This is a genomic window from Pseudomonas sp. E45-MNA-CIBAN-0222, assembly GCF_040310405.1.
Classification (GTDB): Bacteria; Pseudomonadota; Gammaproteobacteria; order Pseudomonadales; family Pseudomonadaceae; genus Stutzerimonas; species Stutzerimonas stutzeri_AC.
This window is the reverse complement of record NZ_JBEOPU010000003.1, coordinates 56,905-72,061: the sequence shown is the minus strand read 5'-3', so window position 1 is coordinate 72,061 and position 15,157 is coordinate 56,905. Positions and strand designations below refer to the sequence as shown.

15 protein-coding genes are annotated in these 15,157 nt (G+C 64.8%); 13 read left to right on the top strand and 2 right to left on the bottom strand.

The features are described 5' to 3' along the window. The first annotated feature begins 177 nt into the window (after positions 1-177). From pdxR to AAEZ08_RS05730, 9 genes are all read left to right on the top strand, one after another. The gene (gene pdxR / locus AAEZ08_RS05770; RefSeq protein ID WP_500123898.1) at positions 178-1,677 is read left to right on the top strand and encodes a MocR-like pyridoxine biosynthesis transcription factor PdxR; all 1,500 of its coding nucleotides are present in this window, start codon (positions 178-180) and stop codon (positions 1,675-1,677) included. Between the two features lie 352 nt (positions 1,678-2,029). Further along, the gene (locus tag AAEZ08_RS05765) at positions 2,030-3,010 is read left to right on the top strand and encodes an isopenicillin N synthase family dioxygenase (RefSeq protein ID WP_500123897.1); all 981 of its coding nucleotides are present in this window, start codon (positions 2,030-2,032) and stop codon (positions 3,008-3,010) included. After that, positions 3,003-3,752, top strand: a complete 750-nt coding sequence (locus AAEZ08_RS05760; RefSeq protein ID WP_500123896.1) for an alpha/beta fold hydrolase — start codon at positions 3,003-3,005, stop codon at positions 3,750-3,752. The genes AAEZ08_RS05765 and AAEZ08_RS05760 overlap by 8 nt, the downstream gene beginning before the upstream one ends. 50 nt (positions 3,753-3,802) lie before the next feature. Further along, positions 3,803-4,780, top strand: a complete 978-nt coding sequence (locus AAEZ08_RS05755; RefSeq protein WP_500123895.1) for an ABC transporter substrate-binding protein — start codon at positions 3,803-3,805, stop codon at positions 4,778-4,780. A 4-nt stretch (positions 4,781-4,784) separates the two neighbouring features. Next, entirely contained in the window at positions 4,785-5,588 is an 804-nt protein-coding gene (locus AAEZ08_RS05750) for an ABC transporter ATP-binding protein (protein WP_500123894.1), read from the top strand. Then, positions 5,575-6,369 (top strand): ABC transporter permease, encoded by a 795-nt coding sequence (locus tag AAEZ08_RS05745; RefSeq protein WP_482695721.1) that lies wholly within the window; start codon positions 5,575-5,577, stop codon positions 6,367-6,369. Before AAEZ08_RS05750 ends, AAEZ08_RS05745 begins: the two co-directional genes overlap by 14 nt. 36 nt (positions 6,370-6,405) lie before the next feature. After that, positions 6,406-6,876, top strand: a complete 471-nt coding sequence (locus AAEZ08_RS05740; protein ID WP_003280143.1) for a nucleoside deaminase — start codon at positions 6,406-6,408, stop codon at positions 6,874-6,876. Between the two features lie 122 nt (positions 6,877-6,998). Next, positions 6,999-7,736, top strand: coding sequence for an SDR family oxidoreductase (locus AAEZ08_RS05735; protein ID WP_500123893.1), 738 nt, complete (start codon positions 6,999-7,001; stop codon positions 7,734-7,736). A gap of 10 nt (positions 7,737-7,746) precedes the next feature. Then, positions 7,747-8,202 (top strand): carboxymuconolactone decarboxylase family protein, encoded by a 456-nt coding sequence (locus AAEZ08_RS05730; RefSeq protein ID WP_102821238.1) that lies wholly within the window; start codon positions 7,747-7,749, stop codon positions 8,200-8,202. Positions 8,203-8,268: 66 nt separating this feature from the next. Here the strand turns inward: AAEZ08_RS05730 and AAEZ08_RS05725 are convergent, their stop codons facing one another. After that, entirely contained in the window at positions 8,269-9,189 is a 921-nt protein-coding gene (locus tag AAEZ08_RS05725) for an AraC family transcriptional regulator (protein ID WP_500123892.1), read from the bottom strand. Positions 9,190-9,439: 250 nt separating this feature from the next. Here AAEZ08_RS05725 and AAEZ08_RS05720 point away from each other — a divergent pair, with 250 nt between their 5' ends. The 3 genes from AAEZ08_RS05720 (at position 9,440) to AAEZ08_RS05710 (ending at position 13,107) form a co-directional block, all read left to right on the top strand. Continuing rightward, on the top strand, positions 9,440-10,996 hold the full coding sequence (locus AAEZ08_RS05720) for an ABC transporter ATP-binding protein (protein WP_500123891.1): 1,557 nt from the start codon (positions 9,440-9,442) through the stop codon (positions 10,994-10,996). A 12-nt stretch (positions 10,997-11,008) separates the two neighbouring features. Further along, positions 11,009-12,115 carry an ABC transporter permease gene (locus AAEZ08_RS05715; protein ID WP_500123890.1) on the top strand — a complete coding sequence of 369 codons (1,107 nt, stop codon included), beginning with the start codon at positions 11,009-11,011 and terminating at the stop codon, positions 12,113-12,115. Between the two features lie 65 nt (positions 12,116-12,180). Further along, a complete protein-coding gene (locus AAEZ08_RS05710) occupies positions 12,181-13,107 on the top strand; it encodes an ABC transporter permease (RefSeq protein WP_500123889.1) in 927 nt (308 codons plus the stop codon). 766 nt (positions 13,108-13,873) lie between these two features. Here the strand turns inward: AAEZ08_RS05710 and AAEZ08_RS05705 are convergent. Beyond that, a complete protein-coding gene (locus AAEZ08_RS05705) occupies positions 13,874-14,599 on the bottom strand; it encodes an SIMPL domain-containing protein (protein WP_058063980.1) in 726 nt (241 codons plus the stop codon). A gap of 376 nt (positions 14,600-14,975) precedes the next feature. Here AAEZ08_RS05705 and AAEZ08_RS05700 point away from each other — a divergent pair, with 376 nt between their 5' ends. Next, the gene (locus tag AAEZ08_RS05700) at positions 14,976-15,155 is read left to right on the top strand and encodes a periplasmic nitrate reductase, NapE protein (RefSeq protein WP_003282219.1); all 180 of its coding nucleotides are present in this window, start codon (positions 14,976-14,978) and stop codon (positions 15,153-15,155) included. Positions 15,156-15,157: the final 2 nt, after the last annotated feature.

The following is a 15,157-nucleotide window of genomic DNA, read 5'->3' as shown; positions in this document are numbered from 1 at the left end:
ATTGATCGAACAAGACGGCGCTTGCACGCGGTAGCGGTAAACCTGAATAACCCTTGTTCCAAATTGCTCGCAGCGTGGGTGGTCGCTCGCCTAGCGCCAATGGCGTGGCGACGGGCGAAGTCCATGAATAGACTGGCCTGCCTTTAAGCGCCTATTTATTGAGATCAGGCAGACCGCATGACAAAAACGTTCGAGCTGGAAACCCTGAAAATGCGCCTCAACGATGCTGAGTTTCAGCTGCTGGATCTACACCAGCGGATTCAGCGTGCGTTGCGTGCACTGATCCTCGACGGTGCCCTTGGGCCAGGCCTGAAACTGCCCGCAACTCGGGTTCTTGCCAGGTCACTAGGGGTTGCCAGAGACACCGTGGAAAATGCCTACGTACAACTGCATCGGGATGGCTTTATCGTCCGGCGCGAGGGCTCAGGCAGTTACGTCCGTGAAACCGTAGGTACCGAATTGCGCGGCGCAGCCCGACGACGCATCAAGGCGCAAGAAGTCAAAAGCAGCCAGGCGTTGCCGGGAGCGGGGTTGAGCCAGCGAGGGCGAATGATTTTTGAAAGTGCCGGCGTGAATGATCAGCAGGTGATCAAGGCGTTTGCCACCGGTCTGCCGGAAACCCGCACCTTTCCGACCAATGTCTGGGAGCGCCTGCAACGTCAGGTAATGAAAGACTATCGCTCCAACGTACTGTTGCACGGCGATCCGCAGGGTGCCGAACCGCTGCGCAAAGCCATCGCTACCTACTTGAATCTCGAACGCGGGGCCAAATGCTTCCCCGACCAGATATTGGTACTGAGCAGCACTCGCCAGGCCCTCTTTCTGTGCGCGCAATTGCTGGTGGACGCCGGCAAACCGATCTTGTTGGAAAACCCGGGGTACTTCGGTGCCAAGAAAGCCTTTGAAACCGCCGAGGCCAAGATTCTGCCTATCGATGTCGATGAACTGGGCATACGCACCGACCTGCTGTACGCCGACCGCAGCGGTGCCAACTGCGTCTATGTCACGCCTTCTCATCAATACCCAACCGGCGCGACCTTGCCACTGGAGCGCCGGCTTGAGCTGATCAGTTGGGCTGCAGAGAAGGGCAAGTGGGTCATCGAAGATGACTACGACAGCGAGTTTCACTACGACGGGCAACCAACCGCCTGTGTGCAAGGCCTGGACAAGTATCAGCGCACGCTCTACCTCGGCACCTTCAGCAAGACCCTCTACCCTGGGTTGCGAATGGGCTACATGGTACTGCCTCACGAGTTGGTCAAAGCCTTCACCTACGCGCGCAGCATGATGGACGGCCACACGCCACAAATCCTGCAGCTGACCCTGGCGCGCTTTATGGAAGACGGCCATTACAACGCCCATGTCCGGGCCATGCGCAAGCTCTATGCCGCGCGCCGCTCTATCATGCTCGACATGATCGGCAAGCATCTGGGCGGTGTCGTTACAGCTTTGCGCCCGCCTGGCGGACTGCAGATTCCCTGTCTGCTGCACGACGGTTGGAGCGAGGGGGAAACCATCCAGCAAGCGGCTAGCGCGGGTATACAGCTATCTGGACTGAGTCGTCTGTACGCAGGTGAGCAGAAGAAGCAAGGCTGGTTATTGGGTTACGCATCACTGACCGCTTTTGAAATCGAAACGGCCATGTTGCGCCTGGCTAATACGTTGAAGCCCCGCTAGGCCAGCTGCACAGAGCTCGCGGCTCAAGGCGTAGCTCAGCAGGCGTCGAGCCCAAGTGCGAATCGCGCGCGGCAAAGCCACAAAGAAAATTTCGGGCTGCCAACGGTTGCACTAACGCCCCATAAAAGTGCGAACGACTCAGCTCCAGCCTGGATCGTGTCCGCCTAGACAACCCCCGCGCTCCCTGACGTGAGCACCATTTGTGCTCATCTGCCGCTCCTAAATAAGGCAGCCGCCCCTGCTGCCGAAACAGCATCACCATGCTCGATATTCTCTGCTTCTGCGCACAGCGTGACCGCCAGATACTGCGCTCGCCGACCGCCATTCCGCGTCGGCAGAGCAGGATCGAGCCATGAACCAAACCCTTTCCGCCCGCCATCTCGAAGCCGCCGCGCTGCCGCTGATCGACATCGCCGGGCTGTTTTCTCCCGACCTTGCCGAGCGTACTGCCGTGGCCGAACGCATCGGTGCGGCCTGTCGCGAGGTCGGCTTCTTCTGCGTCGCCAACCATGGTGTCGACCCCGCACTGCAACAGGCGGTGTTCGAGCAGGCGCGGACTTTCTTCGCTCAGCCGGAAGCCGGGAAGCGCGCGCTGGACAAGGTGTTCTCGAAGGCCAATCGCGGCTATGAGCCGTTGCGCGGCCAGGTGCTGGAAGCCGGTGCGCCGGCCGATCTCAAGGAGGGCTTCTACATCGGCGAGGAGCTCGCCGAGGACGACCCGCGGGTACTGGCCGGGCGTTTCAACCACGGTGCCAACCAGTGGCCGAGCGAGCTTGCGGACTTTCGCCCGACCATGGAGCGCTATCGCGATGCGATGAACGCCCTCGCGGCACGGCTGATGGGCGCCATCGCGCTCTCGCTGCAACTGCCGGAGGAACATTTCGCCGGCTTCTGCCGCGACTCCATGAGCACCCTGCGCCTGCTGCACTATCCGCCGCAGCCGGCCAACGCCGCGCCCGGCGAGAAGGGCTGTGGCGCGCATACCGATTTCGGCGGGCTGACGCTACTTTTGCAGGACGAGAACCCCGGCCTGCAGGTCTGGGATCGCCACAGCAAGAGCTGGATTCACGCAGCGCCCGTGCCCGGCACCTATGTGGTCAATCTGGGCGACATGATCGCCCGCTGGACCAACGATCAGTACCGCTCGACGCTGCATCGGGTGGTCAACATTTCCGGACGCGAACGCTACAGCGTGCCGTTCTTCTTCAGCGGCAACCCGGACCATCTGGTCGAGTGCCTGCCCACCTGCCTCGCGCCCGGCAAGGCGCCGCGCTACCCCGCGGTGACGGTGGAGGAACACCACCGCGAGATGTACCGGAGGACCTATGGCTGACATCGTCCTCATCCACGGGGCCTGGGCCGGTAGCTGGGTCTGGGATTCACTGCAGGATGGCCTGCGCAGCGCCGGCCACCGACCGCACGCGCTCGACCTGCCGGGCAACGGCAGCGACACCACGCCACTCGCCGAGGTCTCGCTGCAGCGCTATGTCGAACATGTCGGCGCGCTGATCGAGACGCTGCCCGGCCCGATTCAACTGGTCGCGCATTCCGGCGGCGGCATCACCGCCACTGCCGTGGCCGAACGTTACGCCGAGCGCATTGCCGGGGTCGCCTATGTCGCCGGCATGATGCTGCCCAGCGGCATGGGCTTCGGCGAACTCTGCGCCGAGCTCGCCCGCGACTTTCCCGAGGTCAGCGGCATCGGTCCCTATCTCGAGGCGGTGCCCGGCGGCAGCCGCGTACCCAGCGATGCCGCCTGCGCGGTGTTCTTCCACGATGCACCGGCACAGGCCGCCATCACTGCCGCGCGCCGCCTGACGGTGCAGCCCGATGGTGGCCGCGACATCGCCGCGCAGTGGACGGCCACGCGTTTCGGTCGTCTGCCGCGGTTGTACATCGAAGCCGCCCAGGACCGTTCAGTGCTGCCCCGGGTGCAGCAGCGCATGCAGCAGCTGGTGCCGGGTGCCGAGCGGGTGCTGCTCGATTGCGGCCATGCGCCGCAACTGGCCATGCCCGGCGCGCTGCTCGCCGCCCTGGTGGATTTCTTCGCCCGCCATCCACATCCCATGCACTGACCCGTTTATTGCATCGCGCTTATCACGCCGAACCTTCAAGGAGCTTCACCATGTTCAAGAAAACCCTGCTCGCCAGCGCCCTGCTCGCGCTGTTCAGCCAAACCGCCCTGGCCGCCGACAAGGTGCGCTGGCTCAACGACTGGTTGCCAGCCGGCGACAAGGCGGCGATCTACCTAGGTGTCGAACAGGGCCTGTTCGCCGCAGAAGGCATCGAAGTGGAAATCGCCAGTGCCCGTGGTGGTAGCGACGTGGTGACCAAGCTGGCCACCAACAGCGCGGACTTCGGCTCTGCCGGCCTGGCCTCGCTACTGCAAGCCAAAGCCCAGGGCGAGGTGCCGGTGGTCGCCGTCGCGCCGATCTACAACAAGCAGCCGGACGCCTTCTTCACCACCGAAGGTTCGGGCATCGAGAGTTTCAAGGACATCGTCGGCAAGACGGTGGCCACGCCGACCTTCTCTGCCTCCAACGTGGTCTGGCCGCTGCTGCTGGAGCGCAATGGCATCGACCCGACCAGCGTCAAGCTGCTCAAGCTCGACCCCGGCGCACTAGCGCCGATGCTCGCCACCGGCAAGGTGGACGCGACCATCAACTGGCTGACCGTCGCGCCCGTCTTCGTCCGTGCCCTCGGTGAAGCGGACAAGACGCTGAAGACCATCCCCTGGTCGGAATACGGCTTCGAGGGCTACGGCCTGTCGCTGGTGGCTTCGCAGCGCTTCGTGCAGAGCCATCCCGAGGTCGCGAAGAAGTTCGTCAAGGCCTACCAGCAGGCGCAGAAGAACGCCATCGCCGACCCGGCTGCAGCGGCCGCCGCGCTGAAGAAAATGGTCGCCGAGGTCGACGAGCAGCAGGCCGAGGAGCAGTTCGCCGCCTCGGTACCGCTGATGCAGAACGAGATCAGCGCCGCCGAGGGCACCGGTTTCGACGCCAAGCGCCTGGCCACTACCTGGGAATGGGTCGCCAAGGCGCAGGGCATGCAGATCGACAGCCTCGACCCGGCCAGTGCCATCGACACCAGCCTGAGCGAGTGAAGCCATGAACGCCGCCGTCCTGTCCGCCACGCCGCGCCCCAACATCAGCTTCGACCGGGTCAGCCAGGTCTTCACCTCCTCCGATGGCAGCGAGGTGGTGGCGCTGGACAACGCCAGTTTCGACATCGGCCGCCACGAGTTCATCGCGGTGCTCGGCCCCTCGGGCTGCGGCAAGTCCACGCTACTGCGCATTCTCGCCGGGCTGGTGCGACCGACCCACGGCCAGGTCAGCATCTACGGCAGCCCGGTGGACGGCCCGCGCGACGAGATCGGCATCGTATTTCAGCGACCGACCCTGCTGCCGTGGCTGAACATCCGCGACAACCTGACCTTTCCCATGCGCCACAAGTACGGCCGCGTCACCGCCCAGGAGATCACCCGCGGCGAGGAGCTGCTGGAGCTGGTGGGGCTGAAGGACTTCGGTAACAAGCGCCCGGACGAACTCTCCGGTGGTATGCAGCAGCGCGCGGCGATTGCCCGCGCGTTGCTGCACGACCCGGAAATCCTGCTGATGGACGAGCCGTTCTCGGCCCTCGACGCCCTGACCCGCGACGAGCTGAGCCTGGAGCTGCTGAACATCTGGACCCAACGCCCGAAGACGGTGCTGTTCATCACCCACTCGATTCCCGAAGCGCTGCTGCTGGCCGACCGCATCCTAGTGATGTCGGCGCGCCCCGGCCGTGTGCAGGAAATCATCGACGTCGACCTGCCGCGCCCGCGGTCCATGGAAACCCTCACGGAGCCACGTTTCAATGAGCTCGCCAACCATATCCGCCGCAAGGTCTTCTCACGCCATGCCGACCATTAAGCCCAGGGCACAACGCCTGAAGGCGCTGACCGACCGCTTCGCACCCTGGCTCGCCCTGCTCGTTTTGCTGCTGATCTGGGAAGCGGCCTGCCGCCTGCTCAAGCTGCCGAGCTTCGTGCTGCCCTCGCCCAGCGCGATCTTCGCGGCGACGCAGAAGGTCGGCCTCGGTGCCTGGGCCGAGCATATTTTCGCCACCCTGCGGGTAACGCTGATGGGCTACGGCCTGTCGATCCTGATCGGCATCCCGCTGGCCATCGCCCTGGCCTCTTCACGGGTGATGTCGCGCACCCTCTATCCGCTGCTGGTGATCGTGCAGTCCACACCCATCGTGGCGGTGGCGCCGATCATCGTGGTGGTGATGGGCGCCGGCGACCTGCCGCGGGTGTTCATCACCTTCCTGATCGCCTTCTTCCCCATCGTCGTTTCCTGCGTCACCGGCCTCCTGGCTACGCCAGAGGAGCTGGTGGAGCTGTCGCGCTCGCTCGGCGCTTCCAAAGCCCGTGAGTACCGCAACATCCGTCTGCCCTATGCGATTCCGCACCTGTTTTCAGCGCTGCGCATCTCCATCACCCTGGCGGTGATCGGTGCGGTGGTCGCCGAGTTCGTCGCGGCGGAAAAAGGACTGGGCTATTTCATCAACTTCTCCACCTCGATGTTCCAGGTGCCGCAAGCGTTCGCCGCGTTACTGATGCTGGTGGTGATCAGCCTGGTGCTGTTCCACCTGATCGGGCTGCTGCAGAAGGTCTTCTTTCCCTGGAGCCTGCCCAAGGCTGGGCATTGAAGCCCACCACCTCTTAATCTCAGTCTGGATAACGCCATGCCTCTCGACGATCTCGCCCTGCTGCGCAAAAGCTTCGACGTCGCCCGCCGTGCGCTGGAAAACGGCACCCATCCGTTCGGCGCCATCCTGGTCGGGCCGGACGGTGAAGTACTGCTGGAACAGGGCAACGCCTACATGCCCGACCACGACATGACCGGCCATGCCGAGCGGGTGCTGATGACCCGTGCCTCGACCCGCTACACGCCGGAATTCCTCTCGCGCTGCACCATGTACACCTCCGCCGAACCCTGCGCCATGTGCGCCGGCGCCGCCTACTGGGTCGGTCTTGGGCGCGTGGTGTACGGTCTTTCCGAGCGCAGCCTGAAGGACCTCACCGGCAACCATCCGGAAAACCCGACGCTGGACCTGCCGTGCCGCATCGTCTTCGACGCCGGCCAGCGCAAGGTCGAGGTACTCGGCCCGCTGCTGGAGGACGAGGCTGCCGCCCTGCACGAAGGCATCTGGTAAGCAGCGCCAGAATCAGGCAAGCGCCCGGCAGGATCGCCATAACGCCGGCACCGTCCTCCATCGCAGTATTCGAACCACGGCGTCACCGACGTCGCCCGAATCCATCTGCGGAGGACAACCCCATGTCGAACATCACCGGCAAAATCGTACTTATCACCGGCGCCAGCAGCGGCATCGGTGAAGCCACGGCCCGCCTGCTGGCGGCCCAGGGCGCAACCGTCGTGCTGGGCGCGCGGCGTCTCGAACGGCTGGAAAAGCTGGCCGCCGAGATCGGCGAACGCGGTGGCATCGCCGCCTGCCGCGCGCTGGACGTGACCAGCCGCGAGGACACCCAGGCCTTCGTCGACTTCGCCGAACAGCGCTTCGGCCGCGTCGACGTGATCATCAACAACGCCGGGGTGATGCCGCTTTCGCCGCTGGACGCGCTGAAGGTCGACGAGTGGAACCGCATGATCGACGTGAACATCCGCGGCGTGCTGCACGGCATCGCCGCCGGCCTGCCGCTGATGCAGCGCCAGCGCGCCGGCCAGTTCGTCAACATCGCCTCCATCGGTGCCTATGCGGTGAGCCCGACCTCGGCGGTGTACTGCGCCACCAAGTATGCGGTGCGCGCCATCTCCGAGGGCCTGCGCCAGGAGGTCGGCGGCGATATCCGCGTGACCCTGGTTTCGCCCGGCGTCACCGAATCGGAACTGGCCGAGAGCATTTCCGATGACAGCGCCCGCTCGGCCATGGACGACTTCCGCCGCATCGCCATTCCGGCCGACGCCATCGCCCGCGCCATCGCCTATGCCATCGACCAGCCGGCCGATGTCGATGTCAGCGAACTGGTGGTGCGCCCCACCGCCAGCCCTTACTGAGGACGCCGCCATGACCCTTCGTACAGGCAACACCCTGGCCGCGGCCTGCCTGGCCGTGTTCGGCTCGCTGACCTTCGCCTCGCTGGAAGCCGCCGGCAACGAGCGCCACGAACGTGGCGTCGAGGTGATGGATCACCTGTCAGGCGGCGCCGGGCAACCGGTGCTCGAAGCGTTGCGCAAGGACTATCCGTTTCTCGCCGAGGGCATCACCCAGTACGCATTGGGCGATGTCTGGGGGCGCAGCGAGCTGGATGATCGCACCCGCCAGCTGGCCGTGATCGCCGCCTTCGCCGCCCAAGGCAATCTGCAGTACATGAAGGTGCACGCCGGTTACGCGTTGCGCCTGGGCGTCACCCGTGAGGAGCTGAAGGAGGTGGTCTACCTGACCACCGTGACCGCCGGCTTCCCCCGCGCCATCGATGCCGCCCAGGCATTGCGCGAGGTGCCGGACCCGGCGCCGCGCTGAGTATCAGAGCCTTTTCACGATCTCGCGAGCTAAAGGGCCGACGCGCAGCAGATCGTGAATAGGCTCTCAGGCGGTGCTGCGCAGCCGGGCTAAATCCTTCACCGGGGAGGCGCCGAACAGCCGGCTGTACTCGCGGCTGAACTGCGAGGGGCTTTCGTAGCCGACCCGGTAGCCGGCGCTGGATACATCGAGCCCCTCGGCGATCAGCAGCCGCCGCGCCTCCTGCAGACGCAGCTGCTTCTGGTATTGCAGCGGGCTCATCGCGGTGAGCGCCTTGAAGCGGTGATGCAGCGTCGAGCTGCTGAGGTTGACCCGCTGTGCCAGTTCCTCGATACGCAGCGGCTCGACGTAGTTGCGGTTCAGCCATTCGATGGCGCGGGTGACGCGATGGCCCTGGCTGTCGCGCACTGCGATCTCGTGCAGGTGGCGGCCCTGGCGACCGCAAAGCAGGCGGTAAAAGATCTCGCGCATGGCCAGCGGCGCCAGAACCGGGATGTCCTGCGGGCTGGCGAGCAGTCGCACCAGACGTAGCGTGGCATCCAGCAACGGCGCATCGATGCGGTCCAGATAGACACCGCGCGCCGGCCCTTCCACGGGCTGGCTCAACGGCGAGCTTTCGGCCACCAGGGTGGCGACCATCGCCGGGTCGATATCCAGGCGGATGCACAGGTACGGCTCGCCGGACGAAGCCTCCAACACGCGACCGGCCACCGGCACGGTGACCGACACCACCAGATAATGCAGCGCATCGTAGGTATAGAGCTCGTCGCCCAGGCGCACCTCCTTGCTGCCCTGCACGATGATGCACAGCGCCGGCTTGTGCAGCCCGTGCACCAGTTCGCTCGGCGCGCTGCAGCGGATCAGGTGGAGGTCGTCAATCGCGGTGGGGTGCATGCCGTCGTCGCGCACGAGGCCATCGATCAGCCGCGCCAGTGCGGCACGCTGGGCAATCGCTTCCTCGGCGGAATGAAGATCCATCTGGTTCATTGCAGGCAAACCGGTGGGAGCGGAAAGGACGGTTAGCTTAGCAGCCCATCCGGCCCGTGGTCGTCCCGCCCCATGGCAGTGCGTCGGCACGACAGCGCTACCGAGTGAAGCACCAAAGCGATGCACCGGCTAACATCGTCGCATGGCCAACCGGTGGCGCAGCTCCCGTAGCCACGTCGCATCTAAATTCCTGACTGCCTGGCCAGCTTTTTGCTACACCCTGGTCATGAAAAACCCAGCGGACGCCTCCATGCCCGATTCCCAGACCGCACGCCTCCAGCTCTGCGGCATCACCAAACAGTACCCAGGCTGCCTGGCCAACGACCGTATCGACCTGTCGATCCAGCCGGGCGAGATCCACGCCCTGCTCGGCGAGAACGGCGCCGGCAAGAGCACCCTGATGAAGATCATCTACGGCGTCACCCAGCCGGACGCCGGCGCGATCCACTGGCAGGGCGAACGGGTGACCATGCGCGACCCGGCCCAGGCCCGCGAACGCGGCATCGGCATGGTGTTCCAGCACTTCTCGCTGTTCGAGACGCTCTCGGTGGCGGAGAACATCGCCCTGGCGCTGGGCGCCAAGGCCGGTACGCCGAAGCAGCTGGAGCCGAAGATCCGCGAGGTCTCGCAGCGCTACGGCATGCCGCTGGAACCGCAACGGCTGGTGCACAGCCTGTCCATCGGCGAGCGCCAGCGGGTGGAAATCATCCGCTGCCTGATGCAGGACATCCACCTGCTGATCCTCGACGAACCGACCTCGGTGCTCACCCCGCAGGAGGCCGACGAGCTGTTCGTCACCCTGCGCCGGCTGGCGGCCGAGGGCTGCAGCATCCTGTTCATCAGCCACAAGCTCAATGAAGTGCGCGCGCTGTGCCAGAGCGCCACGGTGCTGCGCGGCGGTCGCGTATCCGGCGAGTGCGTGCCGGCCGAATGCTCGGACCTGGAACTGGCGCGGCTGATGGTCGGCGATGCCGAGGGGCTGGAAGCCGAATACCCGAAGAGCGAGGGCCGCGCGCCGTTCCTGCGGGTGGAGCGGCTGTCCTGGCACAACGCCGATCCGTTCGGCGTATCCCTCGAAGAAGTGGACCTGGAAGTACGCGCCGGCGAGATTGTCGGCATCGCCGGGGTCGCCGGCAACGGCCAGGACGAACTGCTCGCTCTGCTCAGTGGCGAACAGCGATTGTCCGCCGCACAGGCCATGCGCATTCGTTTTCTCGGTGACGATGTCGCCCACCTGCGCCCCGACGCCCGCCGTCGCCACGGCATGGCCTTCGTGCCGGCCGAACGTCTCGGTCACGGCGCGGTGCCGAGCATGAGCCTGGCCGACAACGGCCTGCTCACCGCCTATCAACAGACCGGAATGGTCGAGCAGGGCATGATCCGACGCGGCAAGGTGCGCGCCTTCGCCGAACAGGTCATCCAGCGCTTCGCCGTGAAGACGCCGGACGCACAGACCCCGGCGGCGAGCCTGTCCGGCGGCAACCTGCAGAAATTCATCCTGGGTCGCGAGATCCTGCAGCAGCCGAAGCTGCTGATCGCCGCGCACCCGACCTGGGGCGTGGACGTCGGCGCGGCAGCAGCGATCCACCGCGCGCTGATCGAACTGCGCGATGCCGGCGCGGCGATCCTGGTGATCTCCGAAGACCTTGAGGAGCTGTTCCAGATCAGCGACCGCATCGCCGCCCTGAGCGACGGCAGGCTGTCGCCACAGCGCGCTACTGCCAGCACCTGCCCGGTCGAAGTCGGCCGCTGGATGGCCGGCCAGTTCGATACCAGCGACACCCCTGTTTCCACCTCTGCCGCCTGACGAGAATCCATCATGCTGTTATCCCTGCAACCCCGCGGCGAGGCCTCACGGGCCATGCTCTGGTTTTCGCCATTGCTGGCGGCGCTGCTGACGCTGTTGAGCGGCGCCCTGCTGTTCGCCCTGCTCGGCCATCCGCCGCTGGAGACCCTCAAGGTGCTGCTGGTCGACCCGCTCGGCGATCTCTACGGCGTCTCCGAACTGCTGGTCAAGGCGCTGCCGATCCTGCTTTGTGCGCTGGGCCTGGCGGTGGTCTACAACGCACGCATCTGGAACATCGGCGCCGAAGGCCAGCTGCTCATCGGCGCACTGGCCGGCAGCGCGCTGGCAGTCAACATCATCGACTGGGATTCCCGCTGGGCGCTGGTGCTGACACTGCTGCTCGGCACGCTGGGCGGCGCCGCCTGGGCCGGGCTCTGCGCCTGGCTGAAGACGGCGTTCAACGCCAACGAAATCCTCACCAGCATCATGCTCAACTACATTGCGCTGAACCTGCTGCTGTTCGCCGTGCACGGCCCGCTGAAAGACCCGGAAGGCTTCAACTTCCCCGAGTCGGCGATGTTCGGCGACGCCACCCGGCTGCCCGAGCTGATCGAAGGGCTGCGCGTGCATGGCGGTTTCTACTTCGCCCTGCTGGCACTGGTGGTGGTCTGGGTACTGCTGCAGAAGAGCTTTCTCGGCTTCCAGATCAAGGTGCTCGGCCTGGACAAGCGCGCCGCCGGCTTTGTCGGCTTCCGCGACAAGAAGCTGGTGTGGATCGCCCTGCTGATCAGCGGCGGCCTGGCCGGGCTGGCCGGTGTCGCCGAAGTCACCGGGCCGATCGGCCAGCTGGTGCCACAGGTGTCGCCGGGCTACGGCTACGCGGCAATCACCGTGGCCTTCCTCGGTCGCCTAAACCCCATCGGTATCGTTTTCGCCAGCCTACTGATGGCGCTGCTCTACCTCGGTGGCGAGAACGCGCAGATGGCCGCCAACCTGCCGCAGTCCATCACCCAACTGTTCCAGGGCATGGTGCTGTTCTTCCTGCTCGCCTGCGACGTGCTGATCCTCTACCGCCCGCGCCTGAAGCTGTGGGCACGCAAGCCCCAGCTCGTCAGCGCCAAAGAGGAGCCGGCCACATGATCGTCCGCGCTGCGCTACTGCCCTTTTCACCCACTGCCTACCGCTTGAAGTTCGAGGCCTGACCGATGGACATGGATCTGCTGACCAATATCTTCTACGCCATGATCCGCACCGGCACGCCGCTGCTGCTGGTCGCCCTCGGCGAACTGGTATGCGAGAAGACCGGCGTACTCAACCTCGGCCAGGAGGGCATGATGCTGTTCGGCGCGGTGATCGGCTTCATCGTCGCCTTCGCCAGCGGCAACCTCTGGCTGGGCGTGCTGTTCGCCTGCTTGGCCGGTGTGCTGCTGTCGCTGCTGTTCGCCATGGTGGCGCTGGGCTTCAACGCCAACCAGGTCGCCACCGGCCTGGCGCTGACCATCTTCGGCGTCGGCCTGTCGTCCTTCGTCGGTGCCAGCTGGGTCGGCAAGCCACTGGCCGGCTTCGAGCCGATCGCCATTCCGCTGCTCAGCGAAATCCCCGTGATCGGCCGCATGCTGTTCGCCCAGGATCTGCTGGTGTACCTGTCCTTCGCACTGCTCGCGCTGGTGGCCTGGGTGCTGCTGAAAAGCCGCATCGGCCTGATCATCCAGGCCGTCGGCGAAAACCCCAACGCCGCCAGCGCCATGGGCCTGCCGGTACTGCGCGTGCGCACCCTGGCGGTGATGTTCGGCGGCGGAATGGCAGGGCTTGCCGGCGGCTACATGTCGCTCGCCTACACGCCGATGTGGGCGGAAAACATGACCGCCGGCCGCGGCTGGATCGCCCTGGCCCTAGTGGTGTTCGCCAGCTGGCGAGTGAGCCGCGTCCTGCTCGGCGCCTACCTGTTTGGCCTGGCCAGCATCCTGCACCTGGTGGCGCAGGGCCTCGGCCTGGCGATCCCCGGCAACCTGCTGGCGATGCTGCCGTATGTGGCGACCATTCTGGTACTGGTGCTGCTGTCGCGCGATGCGATCCGTACGCGGTTGTACGCGCCGGTGTCGCTGGGGCAGCCTTGGCAGCCGGGGCATTGATTTTTCGGGCCGGCTGGAAAGAACGGGGATCGTTGCTCGCGCTATTGGGCTGGCAGCTTGTACATCAGGCGATTACTGAGTAAGCCGACACATCTGGTTTCGGCCCTCCGGCCGAGTCACTTGACTCGCTTCGCTCGCCCTTCGGGCCAGCCTGCGGCTGTTACTCCGCTACGCTCCGTATCTCGTTGCTCGCCAAGAAAGTAACCAAAGAAGAAGGGCACCCGACATCCGAGTCTGTCCGCTGCGCGGCCAGACTTCCCTCCTTCCGGTGCCGCTCCGGGGGCCGTCACGAAGGGACGTCCCCCTTCGTTCCTCGCTCGGCTTCCATGCCTCGCGTCCCCCTGCGCGACACCTCCACTCGGCCTCCTGACGGGAACGGAGTCCGAGTTGCCTGGAAGATCGTTGATGCTTGCTTTGGCTTGGCTTTTTCTTTCTGCACGAACCATCAGGCGACACCAAACGCCCCTTCAGGAGGGTGAGCGGAATCGTTGCGTAGGGGGTTGAGCCGCAGGGATGCGGCGAAAGGCTTAAAGGGCCATGGATGGCCCTTGTAAGCCGACCCCTGAAGCGGCGATGGAGCGAACGAACCCCGCGCGAAGCGCGGGGCCGGATGCAGGGGCAAAGCGTTTTTGCTTACTTTTTTCGCGACTGAAAAAAGTGAGTCGCCCAGCAGGGCGAAACCAAGCCTTCAAGCGACTCGGCAATCGCCAACCGCCATCAAGCAAAACCCTCTGCCCCAAACACACCAGGGCCAACCAGCCCGTAATCAATCCAACGTGTACTCAAACGTACTCACCACCCGTAGCCGTTTCCCCACGGTCCGTCCGCTGTCCATATCGCTGCCATCGTCATCGATCACCCGAATCACTCCCTGATTGGCGTTCTTCAAACGCCCCAGCGTGGCACCGGCATCATCGGCAAAACGGGTCGCCTGCTCACGGGCATTGCTGGTGGCTGCCTCCAGCAACTGCGGCTTCAGCTCATTAAACCCACGCAGCTGGTAGCGCGGCCCGGCAAAGCCGTTCATCTCGGTATCCAGCTGCACACCGGCCTGGATCAGCGGATCGATGGCATTGGCCGCCTTGCCCACCGCATCGACGCGTTCGGACTTGACCAGCACCTGGCCCTGGCCATTGAAGCGCAGCGCCACATCACGCGAGGCCCATTCGCGGGCCAGCAGGTCCTGCACCTGCAACGGCCGCACCTCGAGTTCCTCGTCGGTGAAGCCCTGCTCGCGGAGGAAATCCAGCACCCGCTGGCGATCCTCGCTGAGCCCCTTCTGCACCTCGGCGAACTGATCGCCACCACGGCGAAAGCCCAGCGTCCACACCGCGAAGTCGCTCTTCACATCCATCTCCGCCAGACCCTTGACCGTCACCGTGCGGTCGGCCATGCGGAAACGCTCCACGCCCTGCCCCACCGACCAGCCGGCAAACGCCACTGCCACGGCTATCAGTGCCGCCGGCAGAAATCCGATTCGTGCTGTAGTCACGTGCTTCTCCTGTAGAAAATGACTCGATGCGCATGCTACTCCAGCGCAGAGCCGTTGGAGCGCCATCTGCGTCGCACGCTCAAGATCGGGTCATCAGCGCGGGCGCCCGGCTGCGGCTATTGGCAACAAGCGCGGCAAATACGTCACCCGCAAGGCACGCTGCTGATCGCTTTTGGATCTATCAGTGACTATCCGGACTGCAGGCCCTCGACATGGCCGGGAATGCCTGTAGCCGCCAAGCGCGCAGCCGCGTCCTAGACGCTTCCAAGCGTAGCGCCAGTCATCAGAATGCCCAGCGGCCTGCAAACAATCGAAACGAACATTGCCGTATGCTTGTCTCTGACTAAACTCCCTACATGCCAGTCGGAGTAGAACAATGACAGTAACGCCGAATGACGCCCGCCCCACCGACACCTCGATAAAGCGCGACGAAACCCGCCTTTTCGTATTCCTGATCGTCTTCCTATTTCCCATCCTTAGTGTGGTTCTGGTTAGCGGTTACGGCTTCATGGTCTGGATCATACAAATGATCTTCGGGCCGCCTGGGCCGGCGTAACA

Coding starts and splice junctions, on each gene's coding strand:
- pdxR (WP_500123898.1), top strand. CDS start 178: ATGACAAAAACGTTCGAGCTGGAAACCCTGAAAATGCGCCTCAACGAT.
- AAEZ08_RS05765 (WP_500123897.1), top strand. CDS start 2,030: ATGAACCAAACCCTTTCCGCCCGCCATCTCGAAGCCGCCGCGCTGCCG.
- AAEZ08_RS05760 (WP_500123896.1), top strand. CDS start 3,003: ATGGCTGACATCGTCCTCATCCACGGGGCCTGGGCCGGTAGCTGGGTC.
- AAEZ08_RS05755 (WP_500123895.1), top strand. CDS start 3,803: ATGTTCAAGAAAACCCTGCTCGCCAGCGCCCTGCTCGCGCTGTTCAGC.
- AAEZ08_RS05750 (WP_500123894.1), top strand. CDS start 4,785: ATGAACGCCGCCGTCCTGTCCGCCACGCCGCGCCCCAACATCAGCTTC.
- AAEZ08_RS05745 (WP_482695721.1), top strand. CDS start 5,575: ATGCCGACCATTAAGCCCAGGGCACAACGCCTGAAGGCGCTGACCGAC.
- AAEZ08_RS05740 (WP_003280143.1), top strand. CDS start 6,406: ATGCCTCTCGACGATCTCGCCCTGCTGCGCAAAAGCTTCGACGTCGCC.
- AAEZ08_RS05735 (WP_500123893.1), top strand. CDS start 6,999: ATGTCGAACATCACCGGCAAAATCGTACTTATCACCGGCGCCAGCAGC.
- AAEZ08_RS05730 (WP_102821238.1), top strand. CDS start 7,747: ATGACCCTTCGTACAGGCAACACCCTGGCCGCGGCCTGCCTGGCCGTG.
- AAEZ08_RS05725 (WP_500123892.1), bottom strand. CDS start 9,189: ATGAACCAGATGGATCTTCATTCCGCCGAGGAAGCGATTGCCCAGCGT.
- AAEZ08_RS05720 (WP_500123891.1), top strand. CDS start 9,440: ATGCCCGATTCCCAGACCGCACGCCTCCAGCTCTGCGGCATCACCAAA.
- AAEZ08_RS05715 (WP_500123890.1), top strand. CDS start 11,009: ATGCTGTTATCCCTGCAACCCCGCGGCGAGGCCTCACGGGCCATGCTC.
- AAEZ08_RS05710 (WP_500123889.1), top strand. CDS start 12,181: ATGGACATGGATCTGCTGACCAATATCTTCTACGCCATGATCCGCACC.
- AAEZ08_RS05700 (WP_003282219.1), top strand. CDS start 14,976: ATGACAGTAACGCCGAATGACGCCCGCCCCACCGACACCTCGATAAAG.